The sequence below is a fragment of the Streptomyces sp. NPDC111656 genome, assembly GCF_055656965.1.
Map to the genome: position 1 here is coordinate 40041 of NZ_JBVKCA010000012.1, position 16517 is coordinate 56557.

Below are 16517 nucleotides of genomic sequence, written 5' to 3' on the forward strand. Positions count from 1 at the left end.
GGAACGAAATCGAGGAGAACCGATGAGACGCTTGCTCATCGCTGTGGCCGTCCTGGCCCTGGCCGGGTGTTCCGCCCGCTCCACCACGTCGCCGAGCGGCGACAAGCCCTCCGCGCCCGCGTCCGACTCCGCCGCGGCGGCCGACTTCGGCACGCTCAGACACGTCTGCCACTCCGGCACCGGCAAGGCCTCCACCGCCCAGGGAGTCACCAACTCCGAGATCAACGTCGGTGTCTTCAGCGATGTCGGCTTCACCAAGAACCCGGAGTTCGTCGACGCGGCCAAGGTGTTCACCTCGTGGTGCAACGACGCGGGCGGCATCAACGGGCGCAAACTCGTTCCCGTCACCCACGACTCCAAGCTCGTCGAGGTCCGCCAGCGGATGATCGAGGCCTGTCGCTCGGACTTCGCGCTCGTCGGCGGCGGCGCCGCGCTCGACGGCATGGGCGTCAAGGACAGGCTGAACTGCCTGCTCCCCGACTTCCCCGGCCAGACCAGCCAGGCCATCGGAGCGGACCTCCAGGTGACCGTCCAGGGCGCCGCCACCGGTTACTCACCCTACGGGGGCTACTTCTCCTGGCTGCTCAAGGAGGCCTACCCGGACTCGGCGAGCAGCGTCGGGATCATCGCCGGTGACTCCCCGGTCGTCAAACCCATCACCGCGCAGGACAAGGAGACGCTGATCTCGGCGGGAGGCAAGATCACCTACTCGGACCTGTACCCGGCCCAGGGAGTGTCCGACTGGACGCCGTACGCCCAGTCCATCAAGAACAAGAAGGTCAAGGGACTGGTCTTCCTCGGTGACTTCGCCAGTCTGGCCAAGCTGGAGCAGGTCCTCACCAACATCGGCTACGCACCCGACTGGATCGACGCCAACAGCAACGCCTACGGCCCCGCCTTCATCCAGCTGGCCGGTACCGCGCTGGCGAAGCAGGCCAACTTCGCCGACCTCGGGGGCTTCGCCCCGCTGGAGGACTCCTCCAACCCGGCGACCAAGGCGGTCGAGGACCTCTACAAGAAGTACGCCCCCGACGCCCAGGTCACCCTGCCGGCGCTGAAGGCCTTCTCCAGCTGGCTGCTGTTCGCCACCGCCGCCGGCGACTGCGCCGAGCTCACCCGCAAGTGCGTGTACGACAACGCGCTCAAGCAGACCGCCTGGACCGGCGGTGGCCTGCAGGCCCCGATGGACCTGTCGTCCCCCACCGTGCCTCCCAAGTGCTTCGACCCGGTCAAGGCGACCGCGAAGGGCTGGGTGGCGGCCGACTTCAAGCCCGACACCGGCGCCTATCGCTGCAACGTGACCCCCTACAAGTTCAAGGGCACCTACACCAAGCCCCTGACCCTGGCCGATGTCGGCAAGTCCCTGGCCGACCTCAAGTAATCATCCCGGCGGCAGGAAGGAAGCGACGTGAAGGTACGGGTAGACCCGGAGCGCTGCCAGGGTCACACGCTCTGCGCCATGCGTGCTCCGGACATCTTCGAGCTCAGCGAGATCGACGGTCACTCATCGGTGATCAAGGAAGAGGTCTCGGACGACCAGCAGGACGAGGCCGTCGAGGCCGTCAGGTCCTGCCCCGAGCGAGCGATCTTCATCTCCTGAGGGGAGAGCAATCCGATGACCACGGACGACACCGTCAACGACGACCCCAAGAGGAAACCGGTGCACTTCGACCGGCACACTCCCCAGTACCGCCACGAATTCCAGGCGGTCACCCAGGAGTTGCAGTCCAAGTGCCCCATCGCCTGGTCGGAGACCTACGGCGGCCACTGGGTCGCCAGTGGCAACCGCGAGGTCTTCGAGCTGGCCCGGTCCGCCGAGTTCCTCTCCAACGACCACGACGTCAAGGGCGAGCGGCGCGGGTACCAGGGCATCACCATCCCGCCGCCGCCCCGGGCGAAGGCCGTCAGGGGCGGGTTCCTGGAGATGGATCCGCCCGAACAGCGCTACTACCGCCAGACGCTCAACCCCTATCTGTCGCCCGCCGCCATCAGCCGCTGGATTCCGCTGATCGACGAGGTGGCCCGCGCCTGCATCGACGAGAGGATCGAGTCGGGGCGGATCGACTTCGTCGACCACCTCGCCAACGTCGTACCGGCCGTGCTCACGCTCGCCATGATGGGCATCCCGGTCAAGAAGTGGACCATCTACAACGAGGCGGCGCACGCCTCGGTCTACACCCCGCCGAACTCGCCCGACCAGGCCCGCGTCGTCGAACTGCAGAAGGCGATGGGCATGGATCTGGCCATGACCGTCGCGGAGGTCCGGCAGACCCCGCGACCGGGCCTGGTCGACGCCCTGGTCCGCGCGGAGATCAACGGCCAGTCCCCGCCCGACGACGAACTCCTGGGCGTGCTGGCCCTGTTGATCGGAGGCGGCTTCGACACCACCACGGCGCTCACCGCGCACGCGCTGGAGTGGCTCTCGGAGCACCCGGCCGAACGGGACCGCCTCAGCCGGGACCGCAAGGCACTGCTGGACTCCGCGACCGAGGAGTTCCTGCGCTTCTACGCCCCCGCGCCCGGTGACGGACGGACCTTCTCCGCGGACTGCGAGATCGCCGGCACCCGGTTCAAGGAGGGCGAACGGCTCTGGCTGTCCTGGGCGATGGCGAACCGGGACCCGCAGGTGTTCCCGGAACCCGACTCCATCGACATGGAACGCAAGGGCAACCGGCACAGCAGCTTCGGCCTCGGCATCCACCGCTGCATCGGCTCCAACGTGGCACGCACGGTGTTCAAGCGGATGGTCACCCAAGTCCTCGACCGGATGCCCGACTTCCGCTGCGAACCCGAGGGCGCGGAGCACTACGAGACCATCGGCGTCATCCAGGGCATGCGGCACCTCCCGGCGACCTTCACGCCGGGCCCCCGGACCGGTGCCGGGCTCGACGAGACCCTGGAGACCCTCCAGAGGGTCGTCGACGAACAGCGGCTCGCCGAGCCGGTCACGGTACGCAAGGGGCAGGCGAGGATCGACCGCTGATCTTCGACGGCCCGTCAGGAGTACGTGTGCCACCCGAGCGGTGGCACGGTGAGGAGACGATGTGGCCGGACCCACGGGACGTCCGCTGCCGGTGATCACAGAGGAGAACGAGTTCTTCTGGACCTCCGGCGCGGACGGCCGGTTGCGCCTGACGGAGTGTGAGTCCTGCTCGGCCCTGCTGCATCCACCCCAACCCGTCTGCCGCTACTGCCGGGGGCACGAGACCGGGGTGCGGGCCGTCTCCGGGTACGCGACACTGATCGGCTTCACCGTCAACCACCGGTTCAGCGCGCCCGGCATGCCCGCGCCCTACGTGGTGGCGCAGGTCGCCCTGGAGGAGGACACCAGGGTCCGGCTCACCACCAACCTCGTCGAATGCGACCCCGACGAGCTCGAACTGGGGATGCGGCTTGAGGTCGTCTTCGAACAGATCGAGGACGTATGGCTGCCGCTGTTCCGCCCCGCGGCCGAGCAGGGGCCCCCGGCTCCGCTGCCCTCGGACGAGGTGGAACCCGAGCACATGCGGCGCCACGTACGCCCCATGGCCACGCCCGAGAAGTTCGAGGACAAGGTCGCGATCAGCGGCATCGGGATGTCGGAGATCGGGCGCCGGCTGATGGTCCCGCCGCTGTCGCTGACCGTGCGGGCCTGCGAACGCGCCGTCGCGGACGCCGGCCTGACCCTCGACGACATCGACGGCCTGGCCACCTACCCGGGCGCGGGCGCCTACGGCGGCTTCGCCGAGGGCGGCATCACCGCGCTGGAGGACGCCCTCGGCATCAGGCCCACCTGGTACAACGGCGGCGCCGAGACCTTCGGTCCCGGCGGCTCGCTCATCGCCGCGATGCTGGCCGTCGCGGGGGGACTCGCCCGGCATGTGCTGTGCTTCCGTACGGTCTGGGAGGCGTCCTACGGCGAGCTGATCCGACGCGGCCGGATCACCCAGGAAGCCGGTCGCAGGGTCACGGGCTGGCAGAAGCCCTTCGGGGCGGTCTCGGCGGCCCACACCCTGGCCCAGAACGCCCAGCGGCACTTCCACCGCTACGGCACCTCGCGCGAGACGCTCGGCTGGATCGCGCTCAACCAGCGCGCGAACGCCGCGCTCAACCCGACCGCGATCTACCGCGACCCGATGACCATGGACGACTACCTGTCGGCCAGGACGGTCACCACCCCCTTCGGGCTGTACGACTGCGACGTGCCCTGCGACGGATCGGTGGCCGTCATCGTGTCGGCCGTGGACGCCGCACGGGACCTCGCGGGGCCGCCCGTCCTGGTGGAGGCCGTCGGCACCCAGATCATGGAGCGGCTCGCATGGGACCAGAGCTCCCTCACCCATGAACCACAGGTGCTCGGCCAGTCCGCCCACCTGTGGACGCGCACGTCACTGCGTCCCTCGGACGTCGACGTGGCCCAGCTCTACGACGGCTTCACCTTCAACTGCCTCTCCTGGATCGAGGGGCTCGGCTTCTGCGGCATCGGTGAGGCCAAGGACTTCCTCGACGGAGGCAAGAACATCGCCAGGGACGGAATTCTCCCGCTGAACACCCACGGCGGCCAGCTCTCGCACGGCCGCACCCACGGCCTGGGGCTCGTCCACGAGGCCGTCACCCAGGTGCGCGGCGAGGCCGGAGCGCGCCAGGTGGACGGTGCGCGGGTCGCCGTGACGAGCACCGGCGGTCTCACCCCGAGCGGGGTCATCCTGCTGCGGGCGGACACATGACCGGCGTCTCCCGTGCCGTCGACGTCGACGGCATCCCCGTATCGGCGCTGCTGCAGGAGGCGCGTCGGCCCCGGGCCGTCGTCCTGGCGCTGCACGGCGGGGCGGCGCACTCGGGGTACTTCGACTACCCGGGCAGGCCGCATCTGTCGCTGCTGCGCACCGGTTCGGCGCTCGGGTTCACCGTCCTCGCGCTCGACCGGCCGGGGTACGGCAGCTCCGCCCCGCACGGTGGGGAGCTGGCCCCGGTGGAGCGGCGGGTCGATCTCGCCTACGCGGCGGTGGACCGGCTGCTCGCCTCGCGTCCGCGCGGGGCGGGCGCCTTCGTGCTGGCGCACTCGATCGGCTGCGAGCTGGCGCTGCGCATGGCGGCCGACGAGCGGGGGAGCGACCTGCTGGGCGTGGAGATCGCCGGCACCGGGCGCCACCACCACGACGACGCGGTGGACATCCTGGGCGTACGGCACAACGAGTCGTGGCCGAGGCAGGCGGCCGGCAGCGTCCGGGACCTGCTGTGGAATCCCTCGCACCTCTACGAGGACGATGTCGTCGGCGGCGCCCGGTTCGCCTCGCCCTCGCCCTCCTACGAGGGGGTCGTGGCCAGGAGTTGGCCGCTGCTCCTTCCCGAACTCGCCCCGCAGGTGCGCGTCCCCGTGCACTACAGCCTCGGCGAGCACGAGCGGGTGTGGCGGTCCGGGCCCGCGGCGCTGGCCGACATCGCGTCCCTGTTCACCGCCTCGCCGCGCGTCGTCGTCGACGAACAGGCGGACGGCGGCCACAACTTGAGCATCGGGCTGACGGCGATGGCGTACCACCTCAAGATCCTGTCGTTCGTCGAGGAGTGTGTGCTGGCTCGCGCGAGCGCGGCACAGGAGCGGCCCGGGAGGGCGAGTTGAGCGACGCGGACGTGGCAGCGCTGCTGCTGGTACGGGTGGTCCTGGGGATCGTGATGATCGCGCACGGGCTCAACCACTGGCGGGGCGGCGGCCGGATCGAGGGCACCGCCCGCTGGTTCACCGGCCTCGGCCTGCGTAGCGGCACGCTTCAGGCGTGGATGAGCGTGGTCACCGAAGTCGGCGCGGGCGCCCTGCTGATCGCGGGGCTGCTCACCCCGCTGGCCTGCGCCGCGGTCATCTCGGTGATGCTGGTCGCGGGCGTCCTCGCGCACCGGCCCAACGGATTCTTCGTCTTCAAAGAGGGCTACGAGTACGTCCTCGTCCTCGCGGTGGTCGCGTTGGCCCTGGCGGTACTGGGACCCGGCCGACTCTCCGCGGACCACGCCGGGGACATCGAGGTGACCGGCTGGGCCGGCGGCGGCGTCGCCCTCGGGGTGGCCGTGGCGGCGACGGCCGGTCTGCTCGGCGTGTTCTGGCGCCCGGCACCGAAGCCGGCCGAGCAGGAGGCCCGTTGATGCGTATCGGATTCATAGGACTGGGCAGTCAGGGCGCCCCCATGGCACGCCGGATCGTCGACGCGGGTTTCGAGACGACCCTGTGGGCACGCCGTCCCGCCTCGCTCGCCCCCTTCGACGACACGCCCGCGAAGCGTGCCGTGTCCCCCGCCGAACTGGCCGCTGCCAGCGACCTCGTGTGCGTCTGTGTCGTCGATGACGCGGACGTCGAGGAGGTCGTCGCGGGGGATCGCGGGGTGCTGGCGGGGCTTCGGCAGGGAGGGGTGATCGCCGTGCACAGCACCGTCCACCCCGACACCTGTCGCCGTCTCGCCGACCGGGCCCGCGCCCACGGGGTCACGCTGATCGACGCGCCGGTGAGCGGCGGCGGCCCGGCGGCGGCCGAGGGCCGTCTGTTGGTGATGGTCGGGGGTGAGTCCGGCACCGTCCGGTTCTGCCGCAAGGTGTTCGAGACGTACGGCGATCCCGTGGTCCACATGGGCCCGTCGGGATCCGGGCAGCTCACCAAACTCCTCAACAACGTGCTGTTCACGGCGAATCTCGCGACCGCGGCGGGCACTCTCGCCCTCGGCCGGGAGTTCGACGTCGACCCCGCCGCTCTCGCCGAGGTGATGGCCCACGGCAGTGCATCGAGCTTCGCGCTGGGCCGGATCGCGGCGGCCGGCGGGAGGCTCGCCCGCATCGCGGCCCAGGCGGGACCGCTGCTGCGCAAGGACGTCCGGCTGGTGGCCGATCTGGCCGGCGAGGCCAAGGCCTCGACGGGCATCGTGCTGGACGCGGCTGACGCCACCCTCGCCCTGATCGACCACGAGCGCTGATCCCCGGCCGTACGGGCGCCGGGCGCCGAACGGTGCGTGTTCGAGGGGTCCCCTGACGGCGACGGCAAACGTAGTGTTACGTCGGCACGGTCCGTCGCGGGAGGGGTACCGGATGAAAGAGACCCGGCGCGAGGAGATCCTCGAGGCGGCCCTGCGGGTGTTCGCGGAGCGGGGCTACCGGGGGACCTCGATCGACGCGGTCGCCGAGCGGGCGGGACTGACCCGGCAGGGCGTGCTGCACTACTTCCCGAGCAAGAAGAAGCTCTTCATGGCACTCCTGCGCTTCAGGGAGGACCTCAACCGCGAGCACCTCGTGGGCCATGACGACAAGGACGACTGGCCGGGGCTGTTCGCCGAAGTGGTCGCCTACGACCACACCCACCCCTGTCTGGCCCAGGTCCACAGCGTGATGCTGGCCGAGGGCGTCACGGGAGGCGACCCGGCGCAGCAGTACCTGCACGACCACTACGAGACCATGCAGGCGCTGATGATGGCCCGGCTCACCGAGCGGTACGGCGAGCGTCTTCCCAGTGGTCTGGCCCCGCGGGCCGCGGCCCGGGCCATGCTGGCCATGCTCGACGGCATGCAACAGCAGTGGCTGCTGGACGGCGAACAGGACGACTATCCCGAGATCATGCGGGAAGTGCTGTCCGTGCTGCTGGGGTCCACGCCCGTATGAAGTCGCCCATGGCGGTGACGGTCTCCGGGTGCAGGCTCGTCGCGTCGGGCCGGATCCGCAGGTCCACCGTGACCCCGGAGTGCGCCGCGCGGGTGGCGAACCCCAGGGAGTCGTCCAGCAGGGGATCGGTGCCCGCCGCGAGCAGCTGGACGGGGGGCAGTCCGTGGAGGTTGGCGTGCAGCGGGCTCAGCAGCGGATCGGTCGGCGAGGTGCCCGCGGCGTAGTGCGCGCAGCGGCGCCGCAGTTCGGGGACGTCGAAGGTCGGATCGGCCGCCGCGTTGAGCAACAGGCTCGGGGAGTCCAGGGTCAGGTCGAGCAGCGCCGAGTGGAGCACCCCGCACAGCGGCGGCGGGGCTCCGAGGTCCCGCAGCCGCACCAGCAGGGCGGCCGCGAGCCCGGCCCCCAGCCGCTCGCCGGCCACCGCCACCGGTCCCCTGGACTCGCAGTAGTCGTACGCGGCGTGCACGTCGTCCAGCGCGTCCGGGAAGGTGCCCCCGTAGCGGGCGCAGACCACGGCGGCGTCCGTCCACAGGGCGAGGCGGCCGGCCAGGTCGAGCGCGGCCTCCGGGGTGCACGAGAGGTGCCGGTCGCCGTGCAGATAGAGCACGACCAGTTCGGTGCCGCCGGGTGGCCGTACGACCGGACCGACGGGGCTCGTCTCCACCTGGACCTCACTTGCCACGGGACGTCACCTTCTCCGCTGCTTGCCAGTGTGCGTCGGCCACCCACAGGTGGGCGAAGGCGCGCGCCGCCTCGGTCGCCGGTACGGCGCCGCTCACGACGTGCTTGATCTCCCGCGCAGGGACGGAGGCGAGGGAGCGGGCCAGGGCGCGCCAGCCCTGGTCGAAGTCGGCCCGCGGCAGCACCCGGTCGATCACCCCGAGCCGCTGGGCCTCCTCGGCGCCGAGCACGGTTCCGGATCCGGCGAGCATCAACGCCCGCCCCTTGCCGATCAGTTCCGCGAGCCGCTCGGCGCCGCCCCACGCGGGCATGATCGCGAGGTTCACCTGGGTGAAGCCGATCCTGATGTCGTCCGCGGCCACCCGGATGTCGGCGGCCATGGCGAACTCGGCGCCGCCGCCCAGGGCATGGCCGTTCAGGGCGGCGATCACCGGGCCGGGGAAGTGCGCGAGCCGGTCGCAGATCCCGCGCATCCGCAGGGCCATGGCCGTCGCCTCGTCCTCGGTGCGGATCGCGGCCAGTTCCTTGAGGTCCCCGCCCGAGACGAACGCCCGGTCGCCCGCGCCCCTGACCACCAGGGCCAGGGCGTCCGCGGCCGCGTCGAGGGCCTTGTCCAGCTGGTCCATGGTGGCCGGCGCGATGGCGTTGCGGGCGTGCGGACGGTCGATGGTGATGACCGCGAGCCCCTGGTCCAATTCAAGGTCAACCATGCAGGCTTCTCCATGTGGGAGAGTGACATTCTCGCTGAGCGAATATCATATTCTTGCGAAGGGTGGCGGTCCAGACCGGCGCCGCCCCCTTCTGGTGGCGCGGCGCACGTCAGTCCTCGTAGACGACGGTGATGTCCGATGTCACCGGCTCGCCCTGACAGGTCAGCACCCAGCCCTCGGTGACCTCGTCGTCGTCGAGCGCGTTGTTGACCCGCATCTTGGCCTCGCCCTCGGTGACCTGGGCGATGCAGGTGCCGCAGTTGCCCGACTCGCAGGAGAAGGGCGGCAGGAGACCGGCCCGGCGCGCGCTCTCCAGCAGGGTCTCGCCGGAGTGCCGCGGCACCGAGCGGCGCTTGCCCGCGAGGACGATGCTGACCGTGCCCTCCTTCTCCGCCGGGGCCGCGCTCCCGCTTCCCGGGCTGCCGGGACGCTCCTCGGCCGCCGGGGTGAAGCGCTCGGCGAAGATCTGCTCGGCCTCGATGCCGTGCACGAGCAGGGCGCGCTCCGCCAGGTCCATGAACGGCGCGGGGCCGCAGAGATAGAAGTCCGCGTCCACGTCGACGCCGGCGAACTCGCGCACCTGGAGATCGGTGAGGAAACCCCCCTGGTCGTCCAGATGGTGGCGGATCCCGAACCGGTCCGGGTGCCGCTCGGCCAGTTCGGTCAGCGCCGACCCGAAGATGATCGAGTCGGCGTCCCGGTTGGCCGACAGGACGCGGACGCGCCGGTTCGTCGTCGCCAGCGCGGTCTTGACGAGCGACAGGACCGGCGTGATGCCGCTGCCCCCGCTGTAGGCCACCAGGGGCTCGTCGGTCTCCCGGAGACAGAACACCCCGGCGGGTGCCGTGGTCTCTATGACGTCGCCGGGTGCGAGGTGTTCGTGCATCCAGTTCGACACCAGGCCGCCCGGCACGCGCTTCACCGTCGTCATCAACTCGTCGTCGGTCTCCGGGGAACTCGACATCGAGTAACTGCGCAGGGCGCCGCAGGCCCTGACCGTCAGGAACTGCCCGGCCCGGTAGGGGAACGGGGCGTCGAGCACGTATGTGCGCGTGTCGGCTGTCTCCTGGACGATCCGCTTGATCCGGACCGGGTGGAAGCCGTGGTCTCGTACCATGTATGGAATTTAGCTTCTCCCTCTGCGAGAGTGCAATTCTCGCGCCGAGGAGGGAGCTCTCGCCATGCGGACCGCCATGCGAACGATGCCCGCCGAGCTGATCGAACGGTACGAAGCGGAGGGCTGGTGGACTCGGGAGACGATCGGGGATCTGCTGGCGTACGGCCTCGACGCCGCCCCCGATGTCGAGTTCCGCGTGCACTCGGCCGTCCGGCCCTGGGAAGGGACCTTCGCCGACGTCGAACGGACGGCCCGCAGGCTCGCCGCGGGGCTGCGCGCCCGGGGGGTCGGCCCCGGTGACGTCATCGCCTTCCAACTGCCCAACTGGATGGAAGCCGCCGCGGTGTTCTGGGCCTCGGCCTTCCTCGGGGCGGTCGTGGTGCCCATCGTCCACTTCTACGGGCGCAAGGAGGTCGGTTACATCCTCGACGCCGTCGCGCCGCGCGTCTTCGTCACGGCCGACCGCTTCGGCCGGATGGAACACCAGCCGGACCTGAGCGCCGCGGTGCCCGTGGTCGGCGTCGTGGAGCGGGACTTCGACGACCTGCTCGCCGACGAGCCGCTGCCCGGTGTCCTCGCGACGGACCCGGCCGCGCCCGCGTTGATCGCGTTCACCTCCGGGACCACCCGCGATCCCAAGGGTGTCGTCCACTCCCATCAGACGCTGGGCTTCGAGACGCGCCAGCTCGCCGGGCTCTATCCGCCCGACCGCGGCCGCCAGCTCACGGCGGCTCCTGTCGGGCACTTCATCGGGATGGTGAACTCCTTCCTGATCCCCGTCCTCGACGGCTCACCGGTGAACCTCGCCGACGTCTGGGACCCCGGGCGGGTGCTGGAGTTGATGGAGAGCGACGGACTCACCGTGGGCGGCGGGGCGGCGTACTTCATGACGAGCCTGCTCGACCACCCCGACTTCACCCCCCGGCACCTGGCCGCCATGAAGTACGCGGGCCTCGGCGGGGCGGCGGTCCCGGTCGCGGTCACCACCCGCCTCACGGAACTCGGCATGACGGTCTTCCGCTCGTACGGCAGCACGGAACACCCCTCCATCACCGGCTCCCGGTACACCGCTCCCGAGGCCAAGCGGCTCCACACGGACGGCGACGCCCTGCCCGGCACGGAGATCCGGTTGGCGCAGGATGGTGAGATCCTCAGCCGCGGACCCGACCTGTGCCTCGGGTACACCGATCCGGCCCTGACCGAGCGCGCCTTCGACGGCGAGGGCTGGTACCGCACCGGTGACATCGGGGTGATCGACGAGGACGGCTACCTCACCATCACCGACCGCAAGGCCGACATCATCATCCGCGGCGGCGAGAACATCGGTGCCCTGGAGGTCGAGGAGGCGCTGCTCGCCCTGCCGGCCGTGGCCGAGGCCGCCGTGGTGGCCGCCCCCGACGCCCGCCTCGGCGAACACGCGGCGGCGGTGCTGCGGCTGAGGCCCGGTCACCCCGCGCCCACCATCGACGAGATGCGCGCCCACCTCGAACGGGCGGGCCTGGCCCGGCAGAAGTGGCCGGAGGAGCTGCATGTCGTGCCGGAGTTCCCGCGGACGGCGAGCGGCAAGGTGCAGAAGTTCGTTCTCCGTCGGGACATTGCCGCACGAGCAAGTTGAGAATAGGATTCTCGTAATCAGCGAAGGAGGATCTCATGCCGTCGCGCGTGTTGCCGTATCCGTTGTTCGACGCCGACAACCACCTGTACGAGACGGAGGATGCGCTCACCCGGTACCTGCCGAAGCAGTACGAGGGCGCCATCCAGTACGTGCAGGTGAAGGGTCGTACGAAGATCGCGATCCGCGGTCAGATCAGCGACTACATCCCCAACCCCACGTTCTCGGTGGTCGCCCGGCCGGGGGCGTGGGAGCAGTACTTCCGGGAGGGCAATCCGGAGGGCAAGTCCCACCGCGAGCTGTTCGGCGAGCCGATGAAGTCCATTCCCGCGTTCCGTGAGCCCGGGCCGCGTCTGGAGCTCATGGACGAGATGGGGATCCAGCAGGCGCTGAACTTCCCGACTCTGGCCAGCCTGATCGAGGAGCGGATGCGGGACGACCCCGAGCTCATCCACGCGGTCGTCCACTCGCTCAACGAGTGGCTGTACGACACCTGGAAGTTCAACTACAAGGACCGGATCTTCACCACGCCGGTGATCAGCCTGCCGATCCTGGACAAGGCGATCGCCGAGCTGGAGTGGTGCCTGGAGCGCGGCGCGCGGTCGATCCTCGTCCGGCCCGCCCCGGTCCCCGGGTTCGGCGGCTCGCGGTCCTTCGCGCTGCCGGAGTTCGACCCCTTCTGGAAGCGGGTCGAGGAGGCGGGGGTGCTGGTGTCGATGCACTCCTCCGACAGTGGCTACTCCCGCTACTCCAGCGACTGGGAGGGCAAGAGCCAGGAGATGACGCCGTTCCAGGCACAGACCTTCCGGATGCTGGGCGAATGGCGGCCGGTCACCGACTCCGTGGCCTCCTGGGTCTGCCACGGCGCGCTGTTCCGCTTCCCCGAGCTCAAGGTCTCGGTCATCGAGAACGGATCCTCCTGGCTGGTGCCGCTCCTCGACCAGCTGGCCGACGTCTACAAGAAGCAGCCGCAGGGCTTCCTGGGCGACCCGGTCGAAGAGGTCAAGAACCGGATCCACATCAGCCCGTTCTGGGAGGAGGACATGGCCGAGCTGGCCGGGATCATCGGTGTCGAGCGGGTGCTGTTCGGCTCCGACTACCCCCACCCCGAGGGTCTGGCCGACCCGGTCACCTACATCGACGCGATCCAGGGCATGAAGGAGGCCGACCAGGCCAAGATCATGGGCGGCAACCTGGCCCGGTTGATCGGCGTATGAAAGGCGAGACCATCCCGCGGATGGTGCTGAGCGCGGCGGACCGCTTCGGTGACGCCGAAGCGGTCGTGGACGGTCGACTCCGGCTCACCTTCGAGGAGTTGGCCGATCGCGTGCGCACCGCCGCGGGGGCGTTCGCGGCGGCCGGCGTCGGCAGGGGCGACCGGGCGGCGATCTGGGCGCCCAACTCCGCCGAGTGGATCATCGCGGCCTTCGGGCTGCTGACCGCCGGCGGCGTCCTGGTCCCGGTCAACACCCGGTTCAAGGCGGACGAGGCGGGCGACATCATCCGCCGCAGCGGAGCCAAGGTCGTCCTCGTCGAGAAGGGCTTCCTCGGTCTGGACTTCGAGGTGCCGGCCGGCGTACCCGTGATCGACATCAAGTCGGACTTCCTCGCGAGCGGTTCGCCCTACGAGGCCGAGGTGAGCGGCGACGACGTGTGCGACATCGTGTTCACCTCGGGGACCACCGGGCGGCCCAAGGGCGTGCTGATGACACACGCCCAGACACTCCGGCTGTACGCGGAGTGGTGCGACCTGGCGGACCTCAGGGAGGGCGACCGCTATCTGATCGTCAATCCGTTCTTCCACATCTTCGGCTACAAGGCGGGCTGCATCACGTCCCTGATCCGGGGCGCCACCATCCTCCCGGTGCCGGTCTTCGACGTGGACCGGGTCCTCGAACTGGTCGAGCGCGAGAAGGTGACGGTCCTGCCGGGCCCGCCCACCCTCTACCACTCCCTGCTGGCGGCACAGGGAGGCCACGACCTGTCCTCGCTGCGGGTGGCCGTCACCGGAGCCGCCGACATCCCGGTCGACCTCGTCCGCAGGATCGTCACCGACCTGCCCTTCCGCACCGTCATGACGGGCTACGGCCTGACCGAGGCGGGCACGGCCACGGCCTCGCGCCCCGGCGACTCCTTCGAGGACATCGCGACGACCGTCGGAACCCCCTGCGACGGCGTCGAGATCAGGATCGCGGACGACGGAGAGGTCCTGGTGCGCGGGTACAGCGTCATGCGCGGCTACCTCGACGACCCGGCCGCGACCGCCGAGGCGATCGACCCGGAGGGCTGGCTGCACACCGGGGACCTCGGGACGCTCGACGACCGGGGCCGGCTGCGGATCGTCGGCCGCAAGAAGGACATGTTCATCGTGGGCGGCTTCAACGCCTACCCGGCCGAGATCGAGGGCTTCCTGATGGAGCATCCGGCCGTCGCCCAGGCCGCCGTGATCGGCGTACCGGACGAGCGGCTCGGCCAGGTGGGCAAGGCCTTCGTGGTCCTTCGCGGGGTCCTCGCGGCGGGCGAGCTGATCGCCTGGAGCCGGGAGCGGATGGCCGGGTTCAAGGTGCCCAGGTATGTGGAGTTTCTCGAAGAGCTGCCGCTGAACGCCACCGGCAAGGTGATGAAGGACCGATTGCGATGACGTCTGAAGCGAAGCCGCCGGAGAAGAGTCCCGTGAAGCCGCCGGAGAAGGACGACTTCTCCCACACGGCTTCCGGGATTCCCCTCAAGGCGGTCTACGGGCCCGCGGACCGGCCCGTCGAGCCGCCCGCGCCGGGGCGCTTCCCCTTCACCCGCGGCAACTACCCCTCCGGCTACCGGGGGCGGCTGTGGACGCTGCGCCAGTACTCCGGCTTCGGCACCGCGGAGGAGTCCAACCGGCGCTACCGCTACCTCCTCGAACAGGGCGGCACCGGACTGTCCGTGGCGCTCGACCTGCCCACCCAGTGCGGCTACGACTCCGACGATCCGGAGGTGAGCGAGGAGGTCGGCCGGGTCGGCGTCGCCCTCGACACACTCGCCGACGCCGAGGTGCTCTTCGAGGACATCCCCCTCGACCGGATCAGCACCAGCTTCACCATCAACGGCACGGCGGCGGTCCTGCTGGCGTTCTACGTGGCCGCCGCAGAGCGCGCCGGAGTACCCCGGGCGAAGCTCACCGGGACGATCCAGAACGACATCCTCAAGGAGTACGCCTCCCGGGGCACCTGGATCTGGCCGCCCGAACCGTCGCTGCGGCTGATCGCCGACACCATCGAGTTCTGCGCGGCCGAGGTGCCGCGGTTCAACGCGATCTCGGTGGCGGGCGCGCACTTCCGGGACGCCGGCGCCAACGCCGTGCAGGAGATGGCGTTCACGCTCGCCGACGGCGTCACCTACTGCGACACGGTGCTGGCGCGCGGCCGGATGACGATCGACCGGTTCGCCCCGCAGATCTCCTTCTTCTTCTACACCCATGGCGACTTCTTCGAGGAGATCGCCAAGTACCGTGCGGGCCGCAGACGTTGGGCGACGATCGTCCGTGAGCGGTACGGCGCGAGCACCGACAAGGCGTCGATGTTCCGCTTCGGCTGTGTGGCCGGCGGGGCCTCCCTGTACGCGCCGCAGGCGCAGAACAACACGGTCCGGGTGGCGTACGAGGCGATGGCGTCGGTGCTGGGCGGCGTGCAGTCGATGTTCACGGCGGCCTGGGACGAGCCGTTCGCGCTGCCCAGCGAGGAGTCGGCGACGCTCGCCCTGCGCACCCAGCAGATCCTCGCCCACGAGACCGGCGTCGCCCGGGTCGCGGACCCGCTCGGCGGCTCGTACTTCGTGGAAGCCCTCACGGATGCCACCGAGGAGCGCATCGCCGAGATCATGGCGGACCTGGAACACCACGGGGGAATGGTCAGGGCGATCGAGGACGGCTACCTCCAGGGCCTCATCGCCGACGAGGCCTACCGCCTCCACCAGGACGTCGAGGCGGGCACCCGGCCGGTCGTCGGGGTCAACCGCTTCGCCACGCCCGAGCCGCCGCCCCAGCTGGAGACGTACGAGCTCGACGGGGAAGGCCGCGACCGGCAGTTGAAGCGGCTCGCCGACGTCAAGGCCACCCGCGACGCCGCGGCCGTACGGGACCGCCTCGCCGCCCTCGCCCGCGGCGCCGAGGGCACCGACAACCTCATGCCCCTGCTCATCGACTGCGCCAAGGCCTACTGCACGGTCGGCGAGATGGTCGCCGCCCTCAAGGCGGTCTGGGGCGAGTTCCGGCAGCCGGTGGTGTTCTGATGTCGTCCCGTGTGCTCATCGCCAAACCCGGTCTGGACGGCCACGACCGCGGGGCCAAGATCGTCGCACGGACGCTGCGCGACGCCGGGTTCGAGGTGGTCTTCACTGGCATCCGCCAGCGCGTCGACACCATCGTGGCGACCGCGCTCCAGGAGGACGTGGCCGTGGTCGGCCTCAGCATTCTCTCCGGCGCGCACCTGGCGCTGACGACGCGGGTCGTGGAGGGGCTGCGGGCCGCCGGGGCCGAGGACATCGCCGTCGTAGTGGGCGGCACCATCCCCCTGGCCGACGTGCCCCGCATGAAGGCGGCGGGTGCGGCGGCGGTCTTCCCCACCGGAACACCCCTCGACGCCATCGTGGCGCAGATGCGCGCCCTGACGGCGGTCGTCCCCGCCTCACCCGCGACCCCTTGACCTGCCGCTGCCGGATGACGCGGGAGGCCGGCCGCTCGAAACATCGGCACCTCGAGTCATCGGCACCTCGAGTCATCGGCACCTCGAGACAACGGAACCCCGAAACC

Annotated in this window: 16 protein-coding genes; 13 read left to right on the top strand and 3 right to left on the bottom strand. The window is 70.4% G+C overall.

Annotated features, from left to right (window positions below):
• Window positions 1-22: 22 nt before the first annotated feature.
• The 8 genes from ACZ7M3_RS30910 to ACZ7M3_RS30945 all read left to right on the top strand — a co-directional run bounded on the left by ACZ7M3_RS30910 (window position 23) and on the right by ACZ7M3_RS30945 (window position 7611).
• A complete protein-coding gene (locus ACZ7M3_RS30910; RefSeq protein WP_472067375.1) occupies window positions 23-1381 on the top strand; it encodes an ABC transporter substrate-binding protein in 1359 nt (452 codons plus the stop codon).
• A gap of 27 nt (window positions 1382-1408) precedes the next feature.
• Window positions 1409-1600 carry a ferredoxin gene (locus ACZ7M3_RS30915; RefSeq protein ID WP_054235694.1) on the top strand — a complete coding sequence of 64 codons (192 nt, stop codon included), beginning with the start codon at window positions 1409-1411 and terminating at the stop codon, window positions 1598-1600.
• Between the two features lie 15 nt (window positions 1601-1615).
• On the top strand, window positions 1616-2983 hold the full coding sequence (locus tag ACZ7M3_RS30920) for a cytochrome P450 (protein ID WP_472067377.1): 1368 nt from the start codon (window positions 1616-1618) through the stop codon (window positions 2981-2983).
• A gap of 61 nt (window positions 2984-3044) precedes the next feature.
• Window positions 3045-4706 (top strand): thiolase C-terminal domain-containing protein, encoded by a 1662-nt coding sequence (locus ACZ7M3_RS30925; protein WP_472067379.1) that lies wholly within the window; start codon window positions 3045-3047, stop codon window positions 4704-4706.
• The gene (locus ACZ7M3_RS30930) at window positions 4703-5599 is read left to right on the top strand and encodes an alpha/beta fold hydrolase (RefSeq protein WP_472067381.1); all 897 of its coding nucleotides are present in this window, start codon (window positions 4703-4705) and stop codon (window positions 5597-5599) included. Before ACZ7M3_RS30925 ends, ACZ7M3_RS30930 begins: the two co-directional genes overlap by 4 nt.
• Window positions 5596-6114 (top strand): DoxX family protein, encoded by a 519-nt coding sequence (locus tag ACZ7M3_RS30935; protein WP_472067383.1) that lies wholly within the window; start codon window positions 5596-5598, stop codon window positions 6112-6114. The genes ACZ7M3_RS30930 and ACZ7M3_RS30935 overlap by 4 nt, the downstream gene beginning before the upstream one ends.
• Window positions 6114-6932, top strand: coding sequence for an NAD(P)-dependent oxidoreductase (locus ACZ7M3_RS30940; RefSeq protein WP_472067385.1), 819 nt, complete (start codon window positions 6114-6116; stop codon window positions 6930-6932). The genes ACZ7M3_RS30935 and ACZ7M3_RS30940 overlap by 1 nt, the downstream gene beginning before the upstream one ends.
• 112 nt (window positions 6933-7044) lie before the next feature.
• Entirely contained in the window at window positions 7045-7611 is a 567-nt protein-coding gene (locus ACZ7M3_RS30945) for a TetR/AcrR family transcriptional regulator (protein ID WP_472067387.1), read from the top strand.
• On the opposite strand, the gene ACZ7M3_RS30950 is transcribed toward ACZ7M3_RS30945, so the two are convergent.
• The 3 genes from ACZ7M3_RS30950 to ACZ7M3_RS30960 all read right to left on the bottom strand — a co-directional run bounded on the left by ACZ7M3_RS30950 (window position 7565) and on the right by ACZ7M3_RS30960 (window position 10119).
• Entirely contained in the window at window positions 7565-8293 is a 729-nt protein-coding gene (locus tag ACZ7M3_RS30950) for an alpha/beta hydrolase fold domain-containing protein (protein ID WP_472067389.1), read from the bottom strand. The genes ACZ7M3_RS30945 and ACZ7M3_RS30950 overlap by 47 nt on opposite strands.
• Window positions 8283-9002: an enoyl-CoA hydratase/isomerase family protein gene (locus tag ACZ7M3_RS30955; protein ID WP_472067391.1), complete on the bottom strand. Its 720-nt coding sequence runs from the start codon at window positions 9000-9002 to the stop codon at window positions 8283-8285. The genes ACZ7M3_RS30950 and ACZ7M3_RS30955 overlap by 11 nt, the downstream gene beginning before the upstream one ends.
• Window positions 9003-9111: 109 nt before the next feature.
• On the bottom strand, window positions 9112-10119 hold the full coding sequence (locus ACZ7M3_RS30960; RefSeq protein WP_472067393.1) for a 2Fe-2S iron-sulfur cluster-binding protein: 1008 nt from the start codon (window positions 10117-10119) through the stop codon (window positions 9112-9114).
• Between the two features lie 64 nt (window positions 10120-10183).
• Here ACZ7M3_RS30960 and ACZ7M3_RS30965 point away from each other — a divergent pair, with 64 nt between their 5' ends.
• From ACZ7M3_RS30965 to ACZ7M3_RS30985, 5 genes are read left to right on the top strand one after another with little or no spacing between them, the layout of a single operon-like run.
• Window positions 10184-11734 (top strand): AMP-binding protein, encoded by a 1551-nt coding sequence (locus tag ACZ7M3_RS30965; RefSeq protein WP_472067395.1) that lies wholly within the window; start codon window positions 10184-10186, stop codon window positions 11732-11734.
• Window positions 11735-11769: 35 nt separating this feature from the next.
• Window positions 11770-12948: an amidohydrolase family protein gene (locus tag ACZ7M3_RS30970; RefSeq protein ID WP_351301864.1), complete on the top strand. Its 1179-nt coding sequence runs from the start codon at window positions 11770-11772 to the stop codon at window positions 12946-12948.
• The gene (locus ACZ7M3_RS30975; protein WP_472067397.1) at window positions 12945-14372 is read left to right on the top strand and encodes a FadD3 family acyl-CoA ligase; all 1428 of its coding nucleotides are present in this window, start codon (window positions 12945-12947) and stop codon (window positions 14370-14372) included. Before ACZ7M3_RS30970 ends, ACZ7M3_RS30975 begins: the two co-directional genes overlap by 4 nt.
• The gene (locus ACZ7M3_RS30980; RefSeq protein WP_472067399.1) at window positions 14369-15997 is read left to right on the top strand and encodes a methylmalonyl-CoA mutase family protein; all 1629 of its coding nucleotides are present in this window, start codon (window positions 14369-14371) and stop codon (window positions 15995-15997) included. Before ACZ7M3_RS30975 ends, ACZ7M3_RS30980 begins: the two co-directional genes overlap by 4 nt.
• A complete protein-coding gene (locus ACZ7M3_RS30985; RefSeq protein ID WP_351301855.1) occupies window positions 15997-16410 on the top strand; it encodes a cobalamin B12-binding domain-containing protein in 414 nt (137 codons plus the stop codon). The genes ACZ7M3_RS30980 and ACZ7M3_RS30985 overlap by 1 nt, the downstream gene beginning before the upstream one ends.
• Window positions 16411-16517 lie beyond the last annotated feature (107 nt).

What these genes read in the sequence shown, in the direction of transcription:
- ACZ7M3_RS30920 (WP_472067377.1), top strand. Translation starts at nt 1,616, where the DNA reads ATGACCACGGACGACACCGTCAACGACGACCCCAAGAGGAAACCGGTG.
- ACZ7M3_RS30980 (WP_472067399.1), top strand. Translation starts at nt 14,369, where the DNA reads ATGACGTCTGAAGCGAAGCCGCCGGAGAAGAGTCCCGTGAAGCCGCCG.
- ACZ7M3_RS30985 (WP_351301855.1), top strand. Translation starts at nt 15,997, where the DNA reads ATGTCGTCCCGTGTGCTCATCGCCAAACCCGGTCTGGACGGCCACGAC.
- ACZ7M3_RS30930 (WP_472067381.1), top strand. Translation starts at nt 4,703, where the DNA reads ATGACCGGCGTCTCCCGTGCCGTCGACGTCGACGGCATCCCCGTATCG.
- ACZ7M3_RS30945 (WP_472067387.1), top strand. Translation starts at nt 7,045, where the DNA reads ATGAAAGAGACCCGGCGCGAGGAGATCCTCGAGGCGGCCCTGCGGGTG.
- ACZ7M3_RS30970 (WP_351301864.1), top strand. Translation starts at nt 11,770, where the DNA reads ATGCCGTCGCGCGTGTTGCCGTATCCGTTGTTCGACGCCGACAACCAC.
- ACZ7M3_RS30940 (WP_472067385.1), top strand. Translation starts at nt 6,114, where the DNA reads ATGCGTATCGGATTCATAGGACTGGGCAGTCAGGGCGCCCCCATGGCA.
- ACZ7M3_RS30955 (WP_472067391.1), bottom strand. Translation starts at nt 9,002, where the DNA reads ATGGTTGACCTTGAATTGGACCAGGGGCTCGCGGTCATCACCATCGAC.
- ACZ7M3_RS30960 (WP_472067393.1), bottom strand. Translation starts at nt 10,119, where the DNA reads ATGGTACGAGACCACGGCTTCCACCCGGTCCGGATCAAGCGGATCGTC.
- ACZ7M3_RS30965 (WP_472067395.1), top strand. Translation starts at nt 10,184, where the DNA reads ATGCGGACCGCCATGCGAACGATGCCCGCCGAGCTGATCGAACGGTAC.
- ACZ7M3_RS30975 (WP_472067397.1), top strand. Translation starts at nt 12,945, where the DNA reads ATGAAAGGCGAGACCATCCCGCGGATGGTGCTGAGCGCGGCGGACCGC.
- ACZ7M3_RS30910 (WP_472067375.1), top strand. Translation starts at nt 23, where the DNA reads ATGAGACGCTTGCTCATCGCTGTGGCCGTCCTGGCCCTGGCCGGGTGT.